Source organism: Shimia isoporae (assembly GCF_004346865.1).
In the GTDB taxonomy this organism is placed as follows: Bacteria; Pseudomonadota; Alphaproteobacteria; order Rhodobacterales; family Rhodobacteraceae; genus Shimia; species Shimia isoporae.
In genome coordinates, this window is sequence record NZ_SMGR01000001.1 from 540,117 (window position 1) to 563,221 (window position 23,105).

The 23,105-nt window shown below is 56.8% G+C and carries 19 protein-coding genes; 8 read left to right on the plus strand and 11 right to left on the minus strand.

The features are described from left to right. The first annotated feature begins 493 nt into the window (after positions 1-493). The 3 genes from BXY66_RS02695 to BXY66_RS02705 all read left to right on the plus strand — a co-directional run bounded on the left by BXY66_RS02695 (position 494) and on the right by BXY66_RS02705 (position 4,809). Positions 494-811: a DUF2834 domain-containing protein gene (locus tag BXY66_RS02695; RefSeq protein ID WP_132858635.1), complete on the plus strand. Its 318-nt coding sequence runs from the start codon at positions 494-496 to the stop codon at positions 809-811. 83 nt (positions 812-894) lie between these two features. Next, positions 895-2,160, plus strand: coding sequence for a diaminopimelate decarboxylase (gene lysA / locus BXY66_RS02700; protein WP_132858636.1), 1,266 nt, complete (start codon positions 895-897; stop codon positions 2,158-2,160). A gap of 57 nt (positions 2,161-2,217) precedes the next feature. Next, on the plus strand, positions 2,218-4,809 hold the full coding sequence (locus BXY66_RS02705) for a TIGR02302 family protein (protein WP_132858637.1): 2,592 nt from the start codon (positions 2,218-2,220) through the stop codon (positions 4,807-4,809). A gap of 4 nt (positions 4,810-4,813) precedes the next feature. Here the strand turns inward: BXY66_RS02705 and BXY66_RS02710 are convergent, their stop codons facing one another. Next, on the minus strand, positions 4,814-5,887 hold the full coding sequence (locus tag BXY66_RS02710; protein WP_132858638.1) for a zinc-ribbon domain-containing protein: 1,074 nt from the start codon (positions 5,885-5,887) through the stop codon (positions 4,814-4,816). Between the two features lie 146 nt (positions 5,888-6,033). On the opposite strand from BXY66_RS02710, the gene BXY66_RS02715 reads away from it, so the two are divergent. The 5 genes from BXY66_RS02715 (at position 6,034) to BXY66_RS02735 (ending at position 10,071) form a co-directional block, all read left to right on the plus strand. Continuing rightward, entirely contained in the window at positions 6,034-6,711 is a 678-nt protein-coding gene (locus BXY66_RS02715) for a cell division ATP-binding protein FtsE (protein WP_132858639.1), read from the plus strand. Continuing rightward, complete coding sequence (locus BXY66_RS02720) at positions 6,708-7,610, plus strand: cell division protein FtsX (protein WP_165929090.1); 903 nt, start codon at positions 6,708-6,710, stop codon at positions 7,608-7,610. Before BXY66_RS02715 ends, BXY66_RS02720 begins: the two co-directional genes overlap by 4 nt. After that, a complete protein-coding gene (locus BXY66_RS02725; RefSeq protein ID WP_132860317.1) occupies positions 7,610-8,350 on the plus strand; it encodes a lysophospholipid acyltransferase family protein in 741 nt (246 codons plus the stop codon). The genes BXY66_RS02720 and BXY66_RS02725 overlap by 1 nt, the downstream gene beginning before the upstream one ends. After that, entirely contained in the window at positions 8,337-8,942 is a 606-nt protein-coding gene (locus BXY66_RS02730; protein WP_132858640.1) for a pyridoxamine 5'-phosphate oxidase family protein, read from the plus strand. Before BXY66_RS02725 ends, BXY66_RS02730 begins: the two co-directional genes overlap by 14 nt. 130 nt (positions 8,943-9,072) lie before the next feature. Further along, positions 9,073-10,071 carry a sterol desaturase family protein gene (locus tag BXY66_RS02735; RefSeq protein WP_132858641.1) on the plus strand — a complete coding sequence of 333 codons (999 nt, stop codon included), beginning with the start codon at positions 9,073-9,075 and terminating at the stop codon, positions 10,069-10,071. 42 nt (positions 10,072-10,113) lie between these two features. Here the strand turns inward: BXY66_RS02735 and BXY66_RS02740 are convergent, their stop codons facing one another. The 10 genes from BXY66_RS02740 to mdh form a co-directional block, all read right to left on the minus strand. Further along, a complete protein-coding gene (locus BXY66_RS02740) occupies positions 10,114-10,614 on the minus strand; it encodes a hypothetical protein (protein WP_132858642.1) in 501 nt (166 codons plus the stop codon). Between the two features lie 148 nt (positions 10,615-10,762). After that, positions 10,763-12,160: a dihydrolipoyl dehydrogenase gene (gene lpdA, locus BXY66_RS02745; protein WP_132858643.1), complete on the minus strand. Its 1,398-nt coding sequence runs from the start codon at positions 12,158-12,160 to the stop codon at positions 10,763-10,765. 147 nt (positions 12,161-12,307) lie between these two features. Further along, positions 12,308-13,801 carry a 2-oxoglutarate dehydrogenase complex dihydrolipoyllysine-residue succinyltransferase gene (gene odhB / locus BXY66_RS02750; protein WP_132858644.1) on the minus strand — a complete coding sequence of 498 codons (1,494 nt, stop codon included), beginning with the start codon at positions 13,799-13,801 and terminating at the stop codon, positions 12,308-12,310. A 3-nt stretch (positions 13,802-13,804) separates the two neighbouring features. Then, positions 13,805-16,765 carry a 2-oxoglutarate dehydrogenase E1 component gene (locus tag BXY66_RS02755; RefSeq protein ID WP_132858645.1) on the minus strand — a complete coding sequence of 987 codons (2,961 nt, stop codon included), beginning with the start codon at positions 16,763-16,765 and terminating at the stop codon, positions 13,805-13,807. A gap of 169 nt (positions 16,766-16,934) precedes the next feature. Continuing rightward, positions 16,935-17,969, minus strand: a complete 1,035-nt coding sequence (locus BXY66_RS02760) for a hypothetical protein (protein ID WP_132858646.1) — start codon at positions 17,967-17,969, stop codon at positions 16,935-16,937. Positions 17,970-18,154: 185 nt separating this feature from the next. Then, the gene (gene sucD, locus BXY66_RS02765) at positions 18,155-19,042 is read right to left on the minus strand and encodes a succinate--CoA ligase subunit alpha (RefSeq protein ID WP_132858647.1); all 888 of its coding nucleotides are present in this window, start codon (positions 19,040-19,042) and stop codon (positions 18,155-18,157) included. 30 nt (positions 19,043-19,072) lie between these two features. Continuing rightward, entirely contained in the window at positions 19,073-19,621 is a 549-nt protein-coding gene (locus BXY66_RS02770) for a hypothetical protein (RefSeq protein WP_132858648.1), read from the minus strand. Further along, positions 19,621-20,814: an ADP-forming succinate--CoA ligase subunit beta gene (sucC, locus tag BXY66_RS02775; RefSeq protein WP_132858649.1), complete on the minus strand. Its 1,194-nt coding sequence runs from the start codon at positions 20,812-20,814 to the stop codon at positions 19,621-19,623. Before sucC ends, BXY66_RS02770 begins: the two co-directional genes overlap by 1 nt. A gap of 407 nt (positions 20,815-21,221) precedes the next feature. Next, positions 21,222-22,016 (minus strand): hypothetical protein, encoded by a 795-nt coding sequence (locus BXY66_RS02780; RefSeq protein ID WP_132858650.1) that lies wholly within the window; start codon positions 22,014-22,016, stop codon positions 21,222-21,224. Between the two features lie 100 nt (positions 22,017-22,116). Beyond that, positions 22,117-23,079, minus strand: coding sequence for a malate dehydrogenase (mdh, locus tag BXY66_RS02785; RefSeq protein WP_132858651.1), 963 nt, complete (start codon positions 23,077-23,079; stop codon positions 22,117-22,119). Positions 23,080-23,105 lie beyond the last annotated feature (26 nt).

Here is a 23,105-nt window from a genome sequence, read left to right on the forward strand (position 1 = left end):
GCGGTTTTCGCGTTGGCAGCTTGTGAGCCAACCGGATACCGCCCAGCCGAGCCTGAGCCGCAGAAACAATCCGGTATCACAATAAGCGGCTCGGCACGGGTCGGTGTGGTGACAAGCTTCTGATCCGGGGCGCGGGCCACGACATTTTCCTCGGAAGTCGTCTTTGCCAAGTATTGCCTGGCGCGATAGACTTCATGAAGCTGCCCAATTTTCGGATGATCTTATGCGAGTCGTTTTTGCTTTTGCGTTCTTATGCCTAGTTGCTGCTTGTGGAGTTGATGGAGAACCGTGGACACCAACCATGTCCGGCACCATCGGTATCGGTTCGGATGGGGTGCATACTTCGGGGCACATCGGAATAAGCAATGGTCCGGTTTCGATTTCTGTCGGCGGTGGCTGTTACCGGTATGGGTGCTGGTAAAAATTGGCAAAGGGTTGAACCGAAAGGCTTTGTCTGGCGTAAATGCCAATGAAAACACTTTCGGAGCTAGCCATGTCCCCGCTGAGATACATTTTTCTTGCTCTTGCGATTTGGGGGGCCATCCATCCGATGGCCTATTTTGCTCCGTGGATCGCAGAGAACGGATTTGACCTTCAGGCTATGGTCGCGCTTTGGAAGGCGAATGATGCCGTCACCGGAATCTATTGGGATCTGGTGATTTCGGCGATCACCCTGAATGTCTGGATAATCGCCGAAGTTGCGGTTCGCAGGAACTGGCTTGCGCTTCTGGCGATTCCTGCGACCTGGTTGATCGGTGTGAGTTGCGGCTTGCCGCTATACCTGTTTTTGCGCGCGAAACCTGTTCGCTGATCGGCAATTTGTGCCATTGAACGGCGTCGGGCACGACGTTATGACGAACGCTGACGTGAAAATGAGCAGGCTGGAGGCGCCGCATGGATCACTTTCTCTACCGCGACGGCGTATTGTATGCTGAAGACGTTCCAGTTTCGGAAATAGCTGCTCAGGTTGGTACTCCGTTTTATTGCTACTCTACGGCGACTCTGGAGCGTCACTTTCGTCTCTTTGACGAGGCATTGGAGGGAACAGAGCATCTCGTATGCTACGCGATGAAAGCAGCTTCGAATCAGGCGATCCTCAAAACTCTGGCCGAGGTTGGCGCGGGCATGGATGTCGTTTCCGGAGGGGAATACGCGCGCGCCAAAGCCGCCGGTGTGTCGGGAGACAAGATCGTCTTTTCCGGGGTTGGTAAGACCGAGGTGGAGATCGCGGACGCGCTGACCGGAGGTATTCGCCAGTTCAATGTCGAAAGCGAACCAGAGATGGCGGCGATCAGCGCCGTCGCGTGTCGACTTGGCAAGGTGGCTCCGATTGCCATTCGCGTTAACCCGGACGTGGATGCCAAGACCCACGCAAAGATCGCGACAGGGAAATCTGAAAACAAGTTCGGCATCCCTATTAGCCGCGCGCGCGAGGTTTATGCATTGGCGGCCAGTCTTCCGGGGCTCGATGTTGTCGGTATAGACGTGCACATCGGCAGTCAGCTTACACAGCTCGAGCCTTTTGAATTAGCCTACAAAAAGGTCGCGGAACTGACGCAAACCCTCCGCGCTGATGGTCACAACATCCGTCGACTTGATTTGGGCGGCGGGCTTGGCATTCCTTATGAGCGTTCCAACTTAGCGCCGCCGTTGCCTCTAGAATACGGGGCGATGGTCAAGCGCACGCTTGGTCATCTGGACTGTGAAATCGAAATCGAACCGGGCCGTTTGATTGCCGGTAACGCGGGTATCATGGTCAGCAAGGTCATCTATGTGAAGTCCGGTGAAGACCGGGAGTTCCTGATTATCGACGGAGCGATGAACGATCTGATCCGACCGGCCATGTACGAAGCGCATCATGATATCGTGCCTGTTGTCGAACCGGAGCCCGGCCACGAGCCGGCCAAGTACGACATCGTCGGACCAGTTTGCGAGAGTGGAGACACTTTTGCGAAAGCTCGCGACATCGCCAAGTTGGAGGCGGGCGACCTTGTGGCATTCCGCAGTGCGGGGGCATATGGCGCGGTAATGTCGAGTGAGTATAACTCCAGGCCTCTGATCCCCGAGGTGCTTGTGAAAGGGGATCAATTTGCAGTTATCCGGCAACGCCCCACCTATGAAGAGATGATAAACCGCGATAGCATCCCCGTATGGCTTTGAGGCATCCGCCTCAGGGGTGGGACAATCGCCTCTAAATTGCCTGTGGATGGGAGCGCTGTGAGCAACCGGTCGACCAGTGAAACAGCCTTGAAACGCTTGGGCTTTGTGCTTGGGCTGACGCGTCTTGGCCTGTTGGCCGAGACGCTGACCCGTGCATTCTGGCCTGTCTGGACGATTCTCTTTGCACTTGCCGCCAGCGTCATGATGGGAGCGCTGGACGTGCTGCCGCTTGAAGCCATCTGGGCCATTGGAATATTCGCTGTCCTGGCTGTGGGATGGTTTGTTGCTCGCGGCGTCGCCAAAGTCCATTGGCCAACGCGTGAAGACACCATAGCTCGTCTTGATTCAACGCTGCCCGGTCGCCCGTTGCAAGCGCTTCGCGACGCGCCTGCGATTGGGGAAGGGGATGCCGGTTCCCAAGCAATTTGGCAAGCGCATCAGGACCGCATGGCAGAACGCGCAAAAGCAGCACGTGCGGTTAAACCGAACTTGCAGTTGGCTCGACTGGACCCATTCGGCCTTAGATACACTGCGACGCTTCTGTTGTTGATTGGCCTTTTGTTTGGCTCTGTGGCGCGAGTAGGCCAAATCGGGGAAATCGCTTCCAATGGCGTCACTGACTTGGCCGCTGGTCCTACTTGGGAAGGCTGGATCGAACCTCCCCGCTACACTGGGTTGCCAGCACGCTATCTCAATGATCAGCCGGAAGGTGCGTTGGAAATTCCGGAAGGAAGCCGCATCATGTTGCGGCTTTATGGTGAGGTTGGCGCACTTACAGTGGCGGAAACAGTGTCTGCAAGAACTGGAGAGCTTCCAAGTGCAGCGGAACCGGAACAAAGTTTTCTGGCAGCGCAGGATGGAACTCTGGAGATTTCCGGGCCCGGCGGTGCGAAATGGGATGTGACCCTCCTGCGAGACACCGCACCTGAAATTGCAATGACTGGCAGTGCTGACACCTCTGCGCGTGGCGAGATGACGCTGCCTTTCGAGGGGAGCGATGACTACGAAGTGGTGGGTGGAACGGCCGTTATCAACCTGGATCTCGCGAGTGTAAGTCGTACCTATGGTCTTGCGCTAGAACCCGAGGCGCGCGAGCCAATTTCCGTACCCTTGCCCCTGCCGATTTCAGGCGACCGAGCTTCGTTTGAAGAAATACTTATTGAGGACTTTTCCGAACACGTTTGGGCACATCTGCCGGTGACTGTCACTTTGATTGCCGAAGATGCGGCAGGCCAGACTGGCGAAAGCGTTACTCTGCCTATTGATTTGCCTGCGCGACGGTTCTTCGATCCGCTGGCAGCGGCGGTGATCGAGATGCGCCGCGATCTGTTATGGTCCAAAGAAAACGCCCCGCGTGTTGCCCAACTGATGCGTGCCGTTAGCCACAATCCGGTAGACGGAATATTTAAGCGGGAAACAGACTATCTGCGGCTACGCACGATTTTAAGACGTCTGGAGGCCTTCAAGGCTTATGGTCTGACGGACGAAAAACGCGACGAGTTGGCAGAAGCGCTTTGGGAACTCGCCTTGAACCTCGAGGACGGAACTTTGGGCAATGCACTTGAGCGCTTGCAGCAAGCTCAGGAGCGTTTGGCAGAGGCGATGAAGAACGGCGCAAGTGATGCCGAAATCGAGCGCCTGATGCAGGAGCTCAGGGAAGCTACGGAAGACTACATGCGCGAACTCGCCCGCCGAAACCAGCAGGAAGGCGAGCAATCCGGAGATCAGCAGCAGGCCCAGAATTCCATGCAAATGGATCAGAACGATCTGCAGCGGATGATGGACAGAATTCAAGAACTGATGGAACAGGGGCGCATGGCCGAAGCGCAGCAAGCCCTTGAGGAACTGCAGCGTATGCTTGAGAACATGCAGGTCACTCAGGGACAGGGTCAGAACGGCGAAGGCGATCAGTCCATGCAGGGGCTCGCGGACACTCTGCGAGAACAGCAAGGCTTGTCGGATGAAGCGTTCCGAGAGTTGCAGGAACAGTTCAATCCAAATGCGCAGGCCGGACAATCAGGCGAAAATCAGGGGTTCAATGGTGGCGAGGGACGCGGCACAGCGCATGACGGCACTGGCGGCGAAGGGGAAGGTGAAGGACAGGAAGGCACCGCACAAGGCCAACAGGAGAACGGTCAGCAAGGCCAGGGTGGAAATGAATCCAGCGATATGGGACTTGGTGACCGGCAACAGGCACTTCGGCAGGAGCTCGACCGTCAAATGCAGAATTTGCCAGGCGCTGGCACCCCAGAAGGCGATGCCGCCCGAGAGTCTCTTGGAAGGGCCGGTGATGCAATGGACGGCGCGGAGGAAGCTCTGAGGCAGGATGATCTTGCCACTGCGATCGATCGACAGGCCGAAGCTATGGAAGCTTTGCGTGAAGGTATGAGATCGCTGGGTGATGCGATGGACCAAGCTCAGCAACAGGGTTCGCAGGGCAATGCTCAAGCGCAAGGCGCCAACCGCGATCCTCTAGGGCGCTCGCAGGGCAATCGTGGTGCGGCCGGAACCGACGACGGTTTGCTGCAAGGCGAAGATGTCTATCGCCAAGCCCGCCGCCTGTTGGATGAAATCCGGCGCCGCGCGGGGGAAGTCGAACGTCCCGAGATTGAGCGCAACTATCTGGAACGATTGCTGGACCGCTTTTAGACGGTTAACCGTTGCCGCCGCCTGCAACATTATTCAGCCACAGGAACAGGCCTGTCACTTTCGTGTCCAGCCAAACGCGAGCGTCGTTTGCGCCTGCCACAAATCCCTCGATTTGCGGGGCAAACTGCGGATAGCTGGCGCTTAGGGTTTCGTGTCGGCTGTAGACAAAGACTGCGGCTGCAGCCAGCAATATGACAAGAACAAAGCCCAGTCTGAAGCCACGCCCACGACTGGCGTCCGAAGCAGGCGGCTCAACCGCTGCGTCTGAAGTTCGCGGTGCATCCGCTGAATGGCGCAGGGTTGAGTTGGTTTCTTCTATGTCAGGCAATAGATCGCGGCGGCTGTCGCGGATTTCTGTCTGTTCCGGCACCGCTGGTGCTTCTACTGTTTCATCGGTCAAGCCGCGCAGTTTGCGCATCCGGTCGCGGGCTTCGTTGGCGCGACGGGAAGCATCGCTGGCGGGAGCAGTTAGGCCTAGCTCTTCCTGTGTTTCGAGCGCCGCGCGTTCCTCTTCGGCACGCGCGCGCTGTTCGTGTTCTGCTTCTTCACGCAAGACATCAGCAATGGAGGGGTCAAGGCCACGCCGTTGAGGCGCTGCTGGGGGCTCATCCGCCGGACCTTCCTGTTCGTTGTCTTCGAAATCTATCGTACCTTGGGGGGCGGAGTTTTCATCGTTTTCGGCTTCTGATGACGCGTCGCTTTCTTCGAGTGCATCACGCCAATCATCCTCTCCGACGATGTCTTCCTCGTCCTCGGGAGTATCGATTAGATCATCGTCCAGGTTCCAGTCTTCGCCGCCCAGATCCGTTGCGTCGTCTTCTTCCTCGAAGCTGACACTTGGAGGTTCGATCTCATCAAACGTGTCCGGGCTTTCTTCCTCAACTGGGTCGTCCTGAGCGGGTTCTTCGGCTGTCGATTGAACGGGATCGGTTGCTTGATCTTCAGACTGAAGCGTGTCCGGATGCGCTTGAAACCACGTGTCTCCGCAGTTCGAGCATTGCACGTCTCTTCCCTCTGCCGGGATGACGTCATCAGGCACTTCATATTGTGCGCCGCAATTCGGGCAGATTAGCCGCATCGCAAGTCCCCGTTGCCCCCATGGTTTGTCTTTGTTCTTGAACCATAATCTGTAACAAACCACCGCGAAAGTGCAAAGCCTTCGGCGATGTGGATTGAAACCGCGGCGATGCTAAGGCACAACAGGCCAAGAAGAAGAGGTCCCGTTTGATCGAACTCAGCAATATTGCCTACAGCTATGGTGGCGGCGAACTCTTGAGTGATGTTTCACTCAAGATCGCGCCGGGATCGTTTCATTTTCTGACGGGGCCGTCAGGTTCAGGGAAAACGACCTTCCTGAAGCTATGTTATGGCGCGCTTGTACCCACGGCCGGTCATGTTGAATTGTTCGGGCGCGACGTGCGCGAGATGAGCCGAGATGACCATGCCATAACACGCCGCCAGATCGGCGTTGTGCACCAAGACTGCCAGTTTCTCGATCACCTGCCGGTGCGTGAAAACGTGGCTCTCCCATTGACGGTTTCCGGTCGTGAGAGTTTGGAAAATGTCGCAAACCTCAAAGAACTTCTAAGCTGGGTTGGCTTGGGGAGCCGGGCGAGTGCCCTTCCACCGGAATTGTCCGGAGGTGAACGTCAGCGTGCTGCGCTCGCACGAGCCGTTATCATGTCACCCGATGTTGTGCTTGCCGATGAGCCGACGGGCAATGTGGATTGGGAAATGTCCCAACGTCTGCTGCAGTTGCTGATCGAACTCAACAAAATGGGAAAAACGATCCTGATCGCGACCCATGACATGAACCTTATCCGCGCAGCTAAAGGCCATGTGCAGGCGCGTGTATTGCGAATTTCGAACCGCAAACTTCAATTGGCGGGGGCGGATCTGTGAAAATTTTCAATGCGCTTTCAACCGTCTTTGTAGGAGATGCGCAAGCAGACCGTGTTGTGCCTCCGACCGGATACACGGCTCGGCTGACGTTGTTCGCAGCGGGTGCGATGGCATTTCTAACGGTTTTTGCGTTGGCACTTTCTCTGGCGTCAGGCAGGTTGGCAACGCGTTGGGGCAACGAACTCGCGCAAAGTTCTACATTGCGCATTTCCGCACCGACCGAACAACTTGACGCTCAGACGGAAGCGGCTTTGACCGTTCTTGAAAGCACGCCTGGTGTCGCCAGTGCGCGGCCTTTGACCAGTGACGAACAGCGCGACTTGCTGGCGCCGTGGTTCGGTCCGGACCTGCCTGTGGATAGCCTGCCTATCCCGCAGCTCATAGAGATCAAGGAAACTGAACAGGGTTATGATGCTGTCGGATTGCGCCATCGCCTGCAAGCAGAGGTTCCGGGTGCGGTGCTTGACGATCATACCCGTTGGCGTAAACCGCTTGAAAAGGCAGCGGGCAGGCTGCGGTTACTTGGATGGGTGTCCATTGGACTGATTGGAGCGGCGACTGCCGCGATGATCACGTTGGCTGCGAACGCTGCTTTGTCTGCAAACGCGCAGGTAATATCAGTCCTTCGACTTATTGGCGCGCAGGACGCCTATATTGCTCAGGCATTTGTCCGGCGTTTTACGTTGCGCAGCCTACTTGGCGCGGCAATCGGAACCGGGCTTGGCATGATCGCCATTTACCTTTTGCCTGCTGCACAGGATGAAGGCGGATTTCTGACCGGACTTGGGTTCAGTGGGATTGGTTGGGCTATTCCGCTGGCCATTCCGCTTCTCGCGGCTGTGGTGGCCTATCTTGCGACCGGAGCCGCGGCCCGGCGCACGCTCGGGGAGTTGGCATGATGCGACTTTTGTTCCAGTGGGTAATGAGCATTCTCTACGTGATCCAAAACGCGATTATGATGCTTATTATGGGGATTGTATTTTTCCCCTGGGCGCTTGTGTCTCCCAAGGGTGCTTCCACAGCATGCAACACCTATGCGACCTGGGCTATCTGGACTGCGCGCTGGATGGTTGGCATTCGCTCCGAAATTCGTGGGAATATTCCTACCGATGCGGTGCTCGTTCCGGCGAAACACCAGTCTTTTCTCGACATCATGATGATTTACAAGGCTGTGCCTCAGCCGAGATTTATCATGAAATACGAATTGTTGTTTACTCCGATTATCGGTGTTTATGCATGGCGCCTTGGATGTGTTCCCGTTCGCCGCGGAAAGCGTGGTGCAGCGATAAAGGCGATGTTGGCGGACGTGGAAAGTGGTCGTGTGCCGCCGGGACAATTGGTGATTTACCCTCAAGGCACCCGCGTTCGCGCTGGCGACTACACGCCCTATAAGGTTGGCCCCTACGTTCTTTATAAAGAAACAGGGCAGGCTGCGGTGCCGGTCGCGACAAATGCGGGATTGTTCTGGCCCAAAGGCACGATGCTGCGCAAACCGGGGCTGGCTGTTGTCGAGTTTCTCGATCCAATTGAGCAAGGCCAAGACCAAAAGGCGTTTATGAAACATCTTGAGGACGTCATTGAGACGCGCTCCAATGATTTGATGCGCGAAGCCGGGTTTGATCCTGATGCAGTGGGTTGAAGACATATCAGAATTGGAAGCGCTTTATGGCGCACCAGGAATTGCTTCAACGGCCAAGGTCGCGGACCACCTTACACCGCTGTATCGAAAATGGATTATGCAATCCCGATTTTGCGTGGTGTCTACTGTGGGCCCGGAAGGTACAGACGGAAGCCCCCGCGGTGACGATGGGCCGGTTGTAAGGGAACTGGACCCAAAAACACTGGCGATGCCGGATTGGCGTGGAAACAACAGGATGGATACTTTGCGAAACATCGTGGCTGATGGCCGCGTTTCGCTGATGTTCATGATCCCCGGCTCAAATAACGTGGTTCGCGTCAACGGACAGGCGAGAGTGACAACCGCCCCGGACCTTTGCGAGTCCTTCGAAGTCAAGGGCGCCCATCCTCGATCTGTGATCGTTATTCGTATTGCTGAGGTCTACACGCAATGTGCACGAGCCTTGATGCGGTCGGCGTTATGGGCAGACTCCCACGTTGGTGACAGTTTGCCCACGGCTGGCGAATTATTGGCCGAGCAAACCGACGGAGAGGAGGGCGGCGAGCCATATGATGCCGCCTGGGGTGCAAGAGCAGCCAAAACAATGTGGTGAATTTCGATCCGGCACCCATGAGTCACCAATAATTGGTTGTTGGGTAATGACCCGCGCGCGTTAATCATTTAATCTCTTTGCAAACAAAATGTGGGCAAAAGATCCGCATCCGACAAAGAGGTAAACAAGCGTGCAGGAATTTATTGCGACCTATCTGGATTACGTTCGACATTTTTTCATGTCGATATTTGACCCTGCTCAGCGAATTTACGTGCTCTATTTGGCAAGTTCTATCGTCTTTGCCTTTGGGGTGTATCTTGTTGCGCGCCGACGGAAGGAGGTTGAGGCGGGATCGTTCCTGAGATTCCTGTTTCCGAAATCAGTGTGGGGTCACCCGTCCGCTTGGCTCGATGTCAGGTATTTCTTTTTTCACAAGTTGATCGGACACTTTTTGTTGTTCGGGGTGTTGGCTGCGGCAATGGCCTACGTCTTCAAATGGATCACCGGAACGCATATGACCCAAATTCCCGCGACGGTCCAAGGTAGCGTCGGGCTTGGCGTCGTTCTGATCTATATGTTCGTGTCCATTCTGGTGAGCGACTTGATTGGGTACACGGTACATTACCTTCAACACAAGGTTCCGATCCTTTGGGAATTTCATAAAGTGCACCATTCGGCGGAGGTCATGCATCCGCTGTCGAATTACCGCGAGCACCCTATCGACAATCTGTTTTATCTCTTCGCAATCGGTGTCGGGTACGGTGTTGTTACTGGCGTCACCTTCAATCTTCTCGGGGTGCTCCCGAACAACATCACAATCATCGGTGTTCCTGTTCTGTTGTTTCTTTTCAATATCTTCGCCTACAATTTAAGGCACAGCCATATCTGGCTGCGTTGGCCGGGAAACTGGTCCAAGGTGTTGCCGTCCCCAGCCCACCACCATGTGCACCACAGCTGCCATCCGGATCATTGCGACAAGAACTTCGCGTTCATGTTCCCTATGTGGGACGTGATCTTTGGCACTTACATTATGCCGGAAGATAATCGCGACGTGAAATTCGGTGTTCTTGGGATGAAGTCGATGGAAATGGACAGCGTTTGGAAACTCTATGGCATGCCGTTCGCCAAAGTTGGACGTCGCCTGAAAAGGGGATTGGAGCGCAAGCGTCCTAAAACGCCAGCAGAATGAACGATAAGGGCGGCCGTTGGGCCGCCCAAATTCATTTCGGGGTCATTCGGCTGAAGAAACGTAGAGAAGCTCTTCGTGGTATTTTCGCCAAGCGGCACGGCGGCGCTGCATGGCAAAAGCGCTGATGCCGATCAAGACCAACACGCCTCCACCGATCGCCATCAATGTGTAGCCCCGCATGCGATCGACGATCTGCTCTTCGTTCATTTCCGGCAGAGCTGGGATGGTTTCAGGTACATTTCCGTCCAGAAGGCCCTGCTGTAGCTGCGCGTCGGTGAATGTGAAAAAGGTTTCGGCCTGACATTTGTTCTGCGCCAAAACATAACCCTTTGACGCGACCCAAATTCCCTGCCCAAGCAGGTGACGGTCTTCGGTAAGGTGGCACAGATCCAGAATGTTTCCGTCCATATCTTTGAGCTTTGTGTCACTTACAAAGGTTAAGGAATGGCTCTGGCCGGTAAATCCGTCCTGCTGGGCGTTGACCTGTCCGGACGTGATCGCGACGAAGGATATCGCCAAAGCGATCGCTGCAAAAAACCGCATCTTTGCCTCCTGAAATACTGGCACGGGGAGTTCTTTCCCTGTTTCCCGAGTGTTGTACCCGATCTATGTGCAGAGGCCGCGGCGGCAGCGTGAAAAAATAAAGGCGGATCAAGTGACCCGCCTTTTCTGTTTGTTTTGAGCGCCTTGATCAGCTGTGGATCGGGCCGTCTCCACAAGCGAGGGCGGCTTCGCGCACCGCTTCGGAGAACGTCGGATGGGCGTGGCAAGTCAAAGCGATGTCCTGTGCCGATGCGCCGAATTCCATTCCAACGCAGATCTCGTGGATCAGGTCGCCTGCTCCGGGCCCGATGATTGCTGCGCCGAGGATGCGGTCTGTTTCCTTGTCCACGATCAGCTTCACAAACCCTTCGCCCTGATGGACGGCCTTCGCGCGGCCGTTGCCCATAAAGTTGAATTTGCCGACCTTGATCTTGCGGCCTTCCGCCTTGAGAGCGGTTTCGGTCGCGCCGACGGTGGCGACTTCGGGGGTGGTGTAGACGACGCCCGGAATCACGCCATAGTTTACGTGGCCATGTTTGCCAGCGATGACCTCGGCAACCGCCATGCCTTCGTCTTCGGCCTTGTGGGCCAGCATGGGCCCTTCGATCACGTCACCGATGGCATATACACCGGGAACATTGGTTGCCCATTTGGCATCGGTGGCAATTTGGCCGCGCTCGGTCATCTTCACCCCTAGAGCGTCCAAACCAAGACCGTCAGCATAGGGTTTGCGCCCCGTCGCTACCAATACGACATCCGCGTCCAGGACTTCTTCGGTATCCGGAGTTTTCTTGGAGGTATATTTGACCTTGGCTTTGGTTTTGCTGGCTTCCACTCCGCCTACGGCGGCGCCCATGACGAACTTAAGTCCCTGTTTTTCAAGGATACGCTTGAAAGTACGCTGCACGTCGGCGTCCATGCCGGGACATACGGCGTCCATGTACTCAACCACAGTCACATCGGAACCAAGGCGGGCGTAAACCGAGCCCAACTCGAGGCCGATGACGCCAGCGCCGATGACAACCATTTTTTTAGGCACTTTCGGCAACTCCAGCGCTCCGGTGCTGTCCACCACGATGCCTTTGTCATTGTCCACTTCGACACCTGGCAATGAGGACGGCACCGAGCCGGAAGCGATCACGATGTTTTTGGTTTCGTGCACGTCATCGCCAACCTTGACCTTGCCCGCAGCGGGGATGGACGCCCAGCCCTTGATCACGGTGATCTTGTTCTTTTTCATAAGGAATTCGACGCCGGAAGTGTTTTGGCCGACAACGTCTTCCTTGTAGGTCTTCATCTGGTTCCAGTCGACCGACTGGGTCTTACCCTTGAGCCCCATCGCGGCGAAGTTGTGTTCTGCTTCGTGTAGCATGTGGGTTGCGTGCAAGAGGGCCTTGGAAGGAATACAGCCCACGTTCAGGCAGGTGCCGCCGAGGGTGTCGCGGCCTTCGACAATCGCGGTCTTGAGGCCCAGTTGGGCGCAGCGGATGGCGGAGACATAGCCGCCGGGGCCAGCGCCGATGATGATGACGTCATATTGGGACATGGGTCATTTTCCTTTGGTTTGCGAAGCCCGAAATCGCGGGTCTGTATCGCGTCGGTATTACATCGGTATCGCGTCGGTACGCGAGTTGCCAGATGCGAGCAAATAAAACTGGGGCGCCAGATCCATTGATCGGCGCCCCTACTCTGATCAGAGATCCATCAGCAGGCGACGCGGATCTTCGAGCGCTTCTTTGACGCGCACGAGGAAGGTCACAGCGCCTTTGCCGTCCACAATGCGGTGGTCGTACGACAATGCCAGATACATCATCGGGCGGATCACAACTTCGCCGTTGATTGCCATCGGACGGTCCTGAATTTTATGCATGCCAAGGATGCCGGACTGTGGCGGATTGAGGATCGGGCTGGACATCAGCGAGCCGTAGACGCCGCCGTTGGAGAGCGTAAAGGTGCCGCCCTGCATTTCCGCCATCGACAGTTTGCCGTCGCGGGCGCGCTTGCCTTTCTCTGCAATCGCTTTTTCGATTTCCGCAAAGGACATGCTGTCGGCATCGCGGATCACAGGCACCACAAGACCAGTCGGTGTACCGGCGGCAACGCCCATGTGCACGAAGTTCTTGTAGACAATGTCGGTGCCGTCGATTTCGGCGTTCACCTCGGGCACTTCTTTCAGCGCGTGACAGCAGGCCTTGGTGAAGAAGGACATGAAGCCCAGACGTACGCCGTGTTTCTTTTCGAACTCGGCTTTGTACTGGTTGCGCAGTTCCATCACCGCGCCCATGTCGACCTCGTTGTAGGTCGTCAGCATCGCTGCAGTGTTCTGGCTGTCTTTCAAACGGCGCGCGATGGTCTGACGCAAACGGGTCATTTTCACCCGTTCTTCACGCGCTTCGTCTTCCGCTGCGACCGGCGCGCGTGGTGCGGCAGTGGGTGCGGCGGCGGCAGCCGGTGCCGGAGCCAACGCGGCCTTCATCACGTCTTCTTTCATGATGCGACCGTCGCGGCCTGTGCCTGTAACGGAAGCAGGGTCAATGCCTTTTTCAGCCATCATTTTATTCGCCGATGGCGCGTTTTCTACGTCTGCGGACGCCGCCGGAGCTGCGGCCGGTGCAGGGGCAGCAGCCGGAGCGGCGCTTGCGCCAGCCGAGGCGCCGCCGATCACGGCAAGCTTTGCCGAAGCATCCACGGTGGTGCCCTCAGGGGCAACGATTTCGGTCAGCACGCCAGCGGCCGGTGCCGGGACCTCTACGGATACTTTGTCGGTTTCGAGTTCGCAGAGCATTTCGTCTTGCGCCACGGTGTCGCCTACGGCCTTGAACCAAGTGGACACGGTGGCCTCGGTCACGGATTCGCCGAGGGTCGGGACCATGACGTCAACGGCATTGCCACCGGACGCAGCAGGCGCCGATTGCGGGGCTTCCGCGGCGGCAGGTGCGGGTGCAGCACCTTCGCCTGCGTTGATCACGGCCAAAAGGGCATCCACGCCAACAGTGTCGCCTTCGGCGGCTACGATCTCGCCCAATACGCCAGCGGCAGGGGCGGGTACTTCGACGGTTACCTTGTCGGTTTCCAGCTCGCAGAGCATTTCGTCGACTGCGACTGCGTCACCCGGCTTCTTGAACCAGGTTGCGACGGTGGCCTCGGTGACGGACTCGCCAAGGGTTGGGACTCGTACTTCGGTCATGGATCAGTTTCCTTCCATGGAGAGCGCGGCATCCACCAGCGCTTCTTGTTGGGATTTGTGTTGGCTTGCCAGACCGGTTGCAGGCGAGGCCGAGGCGGCGCGGCCAGCATAGGTCGGGCGGGTGTGTTTGGCTTTGATGCGCGTCAGCGCCCATTCGATGTTGGGCTCGATGAAGGACCATGCGCCCTGGTTCTTGGGCTCTTCCTGACACCAGACCATCTCGGCGCCTTTGAAGCGTTCCAGCTCTTTGATGAGACTATGTGCCGGGAACGGATAGTATTGCTCGATCCGCATCAGATAGATGTCGTCGATGCCGCGTGCGTCGCGTTCTTCGAGCAGGTCGTAGTAGACTTTGCCCGAACACATTACGACACGTTTGATGTCCTTGTCCTTCTTCAGCTTTGTATCGGAATGACCTTTTTCGGCATCATCCCAAAGCACCCTGTGGAAAGAAGAACCCTCAGTGAAATCCTCGACATCCGAGATCGCCAGTTTGTGGCGCAGCAAGGATTTCGGGGTCATCAGGATCAAAGGCTTACGGAAGGTGCGGTGCAGCTGTCGACGCAGAATGTGGAAGTAGTTCGCCGGCGTGGTGCAGTTGGCAACGATCCAGTTGTCACCGCCGCACATCTGCAAGAAGCGTTCCAAACGTGCAGAGGAGTGTTCCGGCCCCTGACCTTCGAAGCCATGCGGCAGAAGGACTGTCAGGCCAGACATGCGCAGCCACTTGCTTTCACCGGAGCTGATGAACTGGTCAAACATGATTTGAGCGCCATTGGCGAAGTCGCCGAACTGGGCCTCCCAGAGGGTCAGTGCGTTCGGTTCTGCCAGCGAATAGCCGTATTCGAAACCGAGAACCGCGTATTCCGACAGCGCGGAGTCGATCACTTCGTACTGGCTCTGTCCGGCACGTATATTGTTCAGCGGGTAGTACCGTTCTTCGGTTTCCTGATTCACGATGCCGGAGTGGCGTTGCGAGAAGGTTCCGCGGGTGGCGTCCTGACCTGCCAGTCGCACCGGATAGCCTTCGGTCAGCAACGAGCCAAAGGCCATTGCTTCTGCCGTTGCCCAGTCAAAACCTTTTCCGCCTGAGAACATCTTACCGCGCGCATCCAGCAAACGTCCCACGGTTTTGTGCAGGGGGAAGCCTTCTGGCACCGAAGACAACGCCTTGCCGATTTCGACGAGAGTATCATCCTTGATCGAAGTCTGGCCGCGTTCGTAGTCTTCGCCGCGTTTGTCCAGGTGAGACCAGCGTCCGTCGAGCCAGTCAGCCTTATTGGGTTTGAATTCTTTTCCGGCCTCGAACTCTTCGTTCAAATGAGCCTGGAACGACGCTTTCATATCCTCGATTTCGCCTTCGGGGATCAGGCCGTCCTTCACCAGACGCTCGGTGTAGAGCGTCAGGGTGGTTTTGTGCTTCTTGATGTTTTTGTACATCACCGGGTTGGTGAACATGGGCTCGTCGCCCTCGTTATGACCAAAGCGGCGGTAGCAGAACATGTCGATGACGACGTCTTTCTGGAATTTCTGACGGAACTCCGTCGCGACTTTGGCCGCGTGTACCACGGCTTCCGGGTCGTCGCCGTTCACGTGGAAAATCGGTGCTTCGACGACCAGCGCGTTGTCTGTCGGATAGGGGGACGAACGCGAGAAGTGCGGCGCGGTGGTGAAACCGATCTGGTTGTTCACCACGATGTGCATTGTGCCGCCGGTCTTGTGACCTTTGAGCCCGGAGAGGGCAAAACACTCTGCCACCACACCCTGACCGGCAAAGGCCGCATCGCCGTGCAGCAGGATCGGCATTACCTGAGTGCGGTTCTCATCATTGAGCTGGTCCTGTTTGGCACGGACCTTGCCCAGAACCACAGGGTTCACAGCTTCGAGGTGCGAGGGGTTCGCAGTCAGTGACAGGTGGACATTGTTGCCGTCAAATTCCCGGTCAGAAGAGGCACCAAGGTGGTATTTCACATCGCCAGAGCCGTCCACGTCCTCAGGTTTGAAGCTGCCGCCTTGGAATTCGTTGAAGATGGCCTTGTAGGGTTTGGCCATCACGTTGGCCAGAACCGAAAGGCGGCCACGGTGGGGCATGCCGATGACGATTTCCTTGAGGCCAAGGTTGCCACCACGCTTGATAACCTGCTCCATCGCCGGAATGAGGCTCTCGCCGCCGTCCAGGCCGAAGCGTTTGGTGCCCATGTACTTCACGTGCAGGAATTTTTCGAAGCCTTCCGCTTCGACAAGCTTGTTCAGGATCGCCTTGCGGCCCTCGCGGGTGAAGGTGATTTCCTTGTCGTAGCCTTCAATACGCTCTTTCAGCCAACCGGCTTCTTCGGGGTTGGAGATGTGCATGTATTGCAGCGCGAAGGTGCCGCAGTAGGTGCGCTTCACGATGCTCATGATCTGGCGCATCGTGGCGATGTCGAGACCCAGAACCTTGTCGATGAAGATCGGGCGGTCCATGTCGGCCTCGGTGAAACCGTAGGATTTCGGATCCAGTTCCGGATGCGGGGTCTGGTCGCGCATGCCGAGCGGATCGATGTCCGCAATCAGGTGGCCGCGAATACGGTAGGCGCGGATCAGCATCAAGGCGCGGATAGAGTCCAGCACGGCACGCTTGATTGCCTCGTCCGATACTTCCACGCCAGAGGAGGCTGCTTTTTCCTTGATTTTCTTGCCCGCGGCCTTGGCCTCGACCTGTTCCGTCCACTCCCCCGTCAGGGATTGGGTCAGGTCGTCCGTCGGTTGCGGCGGCCAATCTGTGCGTGCCCATGACGGTCCGGTGGCCTCAGCCTTTACATCCAGTTCCGCGTCACCAAGCTGGCGGAAGAATTCCTGCCAGACGTCGTCGACCGCATTGGGGTCGGCGGCGTAGCGGGCGTACATCTGTTCGAGGTATTCCGCGTTGTGCCCCTGCATGAAGGAAGAGGCGTGGAAGATGTCATTGGGGCTTTGGTCGGTCATTTTGGCACCTCATGTGGGTTGGGACCGGGTTTGTTTTTTATGGCAACGAAAATCTGCATCACTTTCTATAACCTTCGGATGAAGGCCCTCGGCTTGGACCAAGAGCCCAAGCCATAACGGGGAGGCTTGGCGGAGGCGAAGAACACTTTCTTTTTTTCCGTTTTTGAGTTCATGGCGCGCTCCAGATGTCCAGAAGGAGCTGTTCCGCTAGCTTCTGGTCGATTTCTGTGCGCAGGTCGCTTGTGAGTTCGGTCGCGGCGACACCGTCTCCGTGATCACGGTCAACAAATAGGTTTTCCCGTTCTGGAAAGTATTCGCCGCGAATGTCTTCAAGAATTCCGTCAATTTCGGAGTAGATTGCCTTCGCCTGCGTATTGCCAATTTTTAGTTTGGGAGCGTTTCTGGAAAAGTCACTCAAGTGACGCATAACGCGACCGCGTTGATGATGGTTTCTTGGAAGCGGCGGCCTCCCTGCAAACACCTTGTTGATCTCAACTGCGTAATTTACGAAATCGGCACCGATAGCTTCGTTCATGCGTTCTGGGCTATCAAAAGCACCGGTTACGCCGACGATTTCTGCGAAATCATCGTAGAGATCGCCGTTTTTCAAAGTGTCCCGTTCAAGTAGGCGGACTTGGAGGTCGCCCTCGGTTTGAGACCACAATTGAAGGTTGGTTTTCCATCGAGAGATACGTTTTTGTACACCGTCGGCTCTTTCTGAATATTCAGAGAAGGTCGTTGTGTGACCTGCGCGGAGTACTTGAGAATAGAGGCTCGCGTACCACTCTACAGGCTCACGCATGTAGACGACATAGGTCACCTTGCCAAAATAGCGTGCCAGAAAGGTTTCGAGGCCCTCTATTTGTTCAGCAGACATTGAGAAGAGATGCTCGCAAGACCCTAGAAAGACTCCGTCTTGAGCTGATAGATTTTCCAGCTCGTTAGACGCCTGTTCGTGAATCGCGGGTAACTTGCGCGCTTGTTCGGCAGCGATACGGGCAAACGCTGACTTTTTGGAGTAACCGATCTCCTTGTGAGCGACCCAGGAAGCACAGCGGTGCAGTTGCATATCCGGACCTATCATGCCGGTCTGTTTCATCTGAACGACGCCTTGCTCGCGCAGAGCTAGCTCATTGAGAGCCTTCCACCCCTGAATCGAGGTCGAACCGGTCTTTTCCATGCCAATATGAATGATCGCGTCCAACTTGGGCTCCGATAGTAGAAACGTGTTACTTGGTGACGTTACAAAAAATCCGGGTGCGAGTTACAGCGGTTCCTGCTTCAGGCTTTGGTCCTTTGGCCTGAAGAGTGGGGTATAGTCCGCCTGCGGTGTCCGACGTCTCATCGGTCGGGCACCGCATTGGTTTGATATGCCGGGCAGCGGCCAACTTAGCCGAGCTCGATGGCTTTGAGCACTGCTTCGCCGAGGCCCGCGGGGCTGTCGGCGACTACGATGCCGGCTTCTTTCATCGCGGCGATCTTGTCGTCTGCGCCACCTTTGCCGCCGGCAACGATTGCACCGGCGTGGCCCATGCGGCGGCCGGGAGGGGCGGTACGGCCGGCGATGAAGCCTGCGGTCGGCTTCCAGCGGCCTTTCTTGCGCTCATTGGCGAGGAATTCGGCTGCTTCCTCTTCTGCGGAACCACCGATCTCACCGATCATGATGATGGACTGGGTTTCGTCGTCGTCCAGGAACATGTCGAGGATATCGATGTGTTCGGTGCCTTTGATCGGGTCGCCGCCGATGCCCACGGCTGTGGACTGGCCCAGACCGATGTCGGCGGTCTGTTTGACGGCCTCATAAGTCAGGGTGCCGGAGCGGGACACAACGCCCACGGAGCCACGCTTGTGGATGTGGCCTGGCATGATGCCGATTTTACAGGCGTCGGGAGTGATGACGCCCGGGCAGTTGGGGCCGATCAGACGGGAGGCGGAGCCTTCCAGCGCGCGCTGCACCTTCATCATGTCCAGCACCGGGATGCCCTCGGTGATGCAGACAATCAGTTCCATTTCCGCATCGATGGCTTCGAGGATCGAGTCGGCCGCGAAGGGCGGCGGGACGTAGATCACGGAGGCATTTGCTTCGGTTTTTGCCTTGGCTTCGTGCACGGAGTTGAAGACCGGCAGGCCGAGGTGGTCGTTGCCACCTTTGCCCGGGGTCACGCCGCCGACCATTTTGGTGCCATATGCGATGGCTTGTTCAGAGTGGAAGGTGCCCTGAGAGCCGGTGAAGCCCTGACAGATGACCTTGGTGTTTTCGTCTACGAGGATTGCCATTTGGCGTTCTCCTTGAATTGCGGTCTCCGACTATTGAGAAACCTTGTGTTCTAGCGTCAGGAAAAGGGCGCCAACTGGACCGTGGTCTGAAATAAAGTGATATAGCTCAAGCTGCAGCTTGCGCCCTTCACTTTGAAACTCCGCCCGCTTGCCTTCGATATAGCGGTCGTAGTCTTCAGATACGTCGTCCCATTTGGCAGGACCGACATAGGTCGGCCTTTGCCCGTTTCCTGCGACTTTCTTTAAGCGGTTGAACTTTTTTACAACGTCTTGGGCTGTGAGATCTTTGGACGCGACATAGCACTTAAAGCTTCCCTCAGTTTTAGGGCTGCCTATCGAGTAAGTTGGCTTGCCTCGCAATCCCATAGTGGTGCCGTTGGCGTCGTATTGAGCAAACACGGATCCCGCGTAGCTTGCCGCCAAAGCGCCATCCGCCGCATTCGATCCTTTGCCGAGAGACAGCACAGGTTCTGACAAGCAGGCTTGTTCAAAAATCTTCGCTGCCCTGTTGGCCAACCCATTCGCTTGCGCGGCGGAGGCTGCCAACAGCAGGGATAGAATGGCGACGGTTGTCTTCATCAGCCCTTAACCGCCTTCACGATCTTCTCCGCGCCGTCAGACAGGTTGTCCGCGGCGATCACATCAAGACCGGAAGTGTTGATGATTTCTTTGCCGGCTTCCACGTTCGTGCCTTCGAGGCGTACAACCAGCGGAACTTTGAGGCCGACTTCTTTGACAGCCGCTACAACGCCCTCTGCGATCACGTCACAGCGCATGATGCCGCCGAAGATGTTCACGAGGATGCCTTTGACGTTTGGGTCAGAGGTGATGATCTTGAAGGCTTCGGTCACCTTCTCTTTGGTTGCGCCGCCGCCCACGTCGAGGAAGTTGGCAGGCTCGGCACCGTAGAGTTTGATGATGTCCATGGTGGCCATTGCGAGACCCGCGCCGTTCACCATGCAGCCGATTTCACCGTCCAGAGCGATGTAGTTGAGGTCGTACTTGGAGGCCTCGAGCTCTTTGGGGTCTTCTTCGGTCTCGTCACGCAGTTCGGCCACGTCGGGGTGGCGGTAAACAGCGTTGCCGTCAAAGCCAACTTTGGCGTCGAGCACTTTGAGTGCGCCGCCTGGCATGACGATCAGCGGGTTGATCTCCAGCTGCTCCATGTCTTTTTCCATGAAGGCTTTGTAGAGAATGCCCATCAGTTTGACGCATTCCTTGACCTGTGCGCCCTCAAGGCCCAAGGCGAAAGCAACGCGGCGGCCGTGATAAGCCTGATAACCGGTGGCGGGATCAACGGAGAAAGACGTGATTTTCTCGGGGGTGGCTTCTGCCACTTCTTCGATGTCCATGCCGCCCTCTGTGGAGCATACGAAAGACACGCGGGAGGTCTGGCGGTCTACGAGAAGGGCCAGATAAAGTTCGCGCTCAATGTCGGAACCGTCTTCGATATAGATGCGGTTGACCTGCTTGCCGGCGGGGCCGGACTGGTGGGTCACAAGGGTGCGGCCCAGCATCTTTTTGGCTTCTTCGGCGGCTTCTTCGACCGACTTGGCGAGGCGGACACCGCCTTTTTCACCAGCGTCGGCTTCTTTGAAGGAGCCTTTGCCGCGACCACCTGCGTGGATTTGTGCCTTCACAACCCAGAGTGGGCCGTCAAGTTCACCAGCGGCGGTTTTGGCGTCTTCGGCTTTGAGAACAACGCGACCTTCGGACACCGGGGCGCCGTAGGAGCGAAGCAGGGCTTTCGCCTGATATTCATGGATGTTCATGGAACTGTCCCATCTTGCTGCGATTGGCAGAGTTTTGGCACAGTTTCCGTTGGGGCTTGTAGCGATTTCTGCGATGTTAGCGCATTTTTCGCCATTTGTGATCACAGCTAGAAAAAGTGTGATCACAAATGTGCCGCAGCACGCATAAACGAGGTTTACAAAGGCTTATCGCGTGCGATGCGGTGAATCACCTAGGCGCCCACACCGTCGATTTCTCCGGTGACCGGATGCTCTGCCTGTGGAGTGCTCCGGACCGGGAGGTCCTTAGTGCCGCCGCATGCGGCGAGCGCAAAGGTCAAAGCCAGGGAAGAAAGAAGAAGGATTTTGGTGTGCATAGCGACCTCTGGTGCAATGGATTGGTGGCAATACAATAAGTCTTAAGCCTTACCCAAGTCTTGATCCAGCTTTTAAGCAGGGTAGAGGTCCATTGCGGGCGAACCGTCTAGCGCCGATTTCAAGAACCCGGCGTCGGGACCTGAAAGCGCATCGTAGCCAGCATTGGCGGCAACTGTCCGGTTTGTCTCCGCTTTGCGCAGAGTGTCCTTCGCAAAGGCGCGTAGGTCCGTTTCGGGCAGTTCGAAGGATGGCGGGCAAGGCAAGCCGAGCACTGACAGGGTTTCGACCGGCGCGCTTTGCAGGTCTTCGAAGCGGATCAAAGCACTGTTGGAATAGGTTCGAAGCATTCGCGCGATGCCGTCCAGTTTCTTTGAATACAATGCCGGTAGATCGGGGAGCCGTCGATCAGACAGGCCGTCACGTTCGGTGCAAAGCCAAGGGTGCCTGATGAATGCTGAAAATTCCGTTGGCACGCGGGTCAGCGCATGAAACGGATTGCGGTGCATTGACCGTAACCATGCGGCCGGATGGCGGATGATCACCAGAACCGCTGGTTGCTGCGTGGCAAGGAACTGATCGTGAAAATCGGATGTTGGGGCGGCGTGTTTCCAGCCGCCGGAGTGGGGCAGGGCGCGCTTGTGCCAATAGTCGAGCGTTTCCTCTTGCGCGGCGCGGTATCGCCACAGTGCCGAAACCGGCCGGTGCAGCCCGAGCGTGTTGCGCCAGGTCAGCATGGGCAAGCTGGGGAACAGATGGAGGTCGGGAACTTGGCGCAGAAGGTGTTCCAGCACATTGGTGCCGGAATTGCGTTCCCCCAACAGCTTGACGCCGTTGGTCGTATCCAGAGGACGATTGAGGCCGATCATGTGACAGGTTTGGCGTCACGGACGAACTCTGGCAAGGGGTTAGCAAAAAAGAAAAGCCCGCCATAGTGGGCGGGCTTTCCTCAGTATCATGTTGCCGGGTTTAGGCCAGCGAGCTGTCGATGCCTTTGCAGGCGTCCACGAGGCCCTGTACGGCTTTGACCGATGTGTCGAACATGGACTGCTCGTCTTTGTTGAGCTTGATGTTGACGATGCGCTCGACGCCGCCTGCACCAATCACGGTCGGAACGCCAACGTACATGTCTTTCACACCCAGATCGCCGTCACAGTAAGCGGCGCAAGGCAGAACGCGTTTCTGGTCTTTCAGGTATGCTTCGGCCATTTCGATGGCAGAGGCTGCCGGAGCGTAGAACGCGGAGCCGGTTTTCAGCAGGCCAACGATCTCGGCGCCACCATCGCGGGTGCGCTGAACCATTGCGTCCAGTTTTTCCTGTGTGGTCCAGCCCATCTCGATCAGGTCTGGAAGGGGGATGCCGGCAACTGTGGAGTAACGTACAGACGGCACCATGGTATCGCCGTGGCCACCCAGAACGAATGCGGTCACGTCGCGCATGGAGACGTTGAATTCTTCTGCAAGGAAGTGACGGAAGCGCGCGCTGTCCAGAACACCTGCCATGCCGCAGACTTTATGTGTCGGCAGACCGGAAAACTTCTGAAGCGCCCAAACCATTGCGTCCAGAGGGTTGGTGATGCAGATCACGAATGCATCCGGAGCATGGTCGCGGATGCCTTCGCCGACGGACTTCATAACCTTGAGGTTGATGCCGAGCAGGTCGTCACGGCTCATTCCGGGTTTGCGGGCCACACCGGCGGTCACGATGCACACGTCTGCACCCGCGATGTCTGCGTAGTCGGATGTTCCGGACATGGCGGCGTCGATTTTCTCAACAGGGCCGGATTCCGCGATGTCGAGCGCTTTGCCCTGAGGCAGGCCGTCTGCGATGTCGAAAAGAACAACGTCGCCAAGTTCTTTGAGGGCGGCGAGGTGGGCGAGCGTGCCGCCGATATTGCCTGCGCCGATGAGGGCGATCTTGGGTCTTGCCATGGGATCAATCTCCGGTCCGTGTGAAT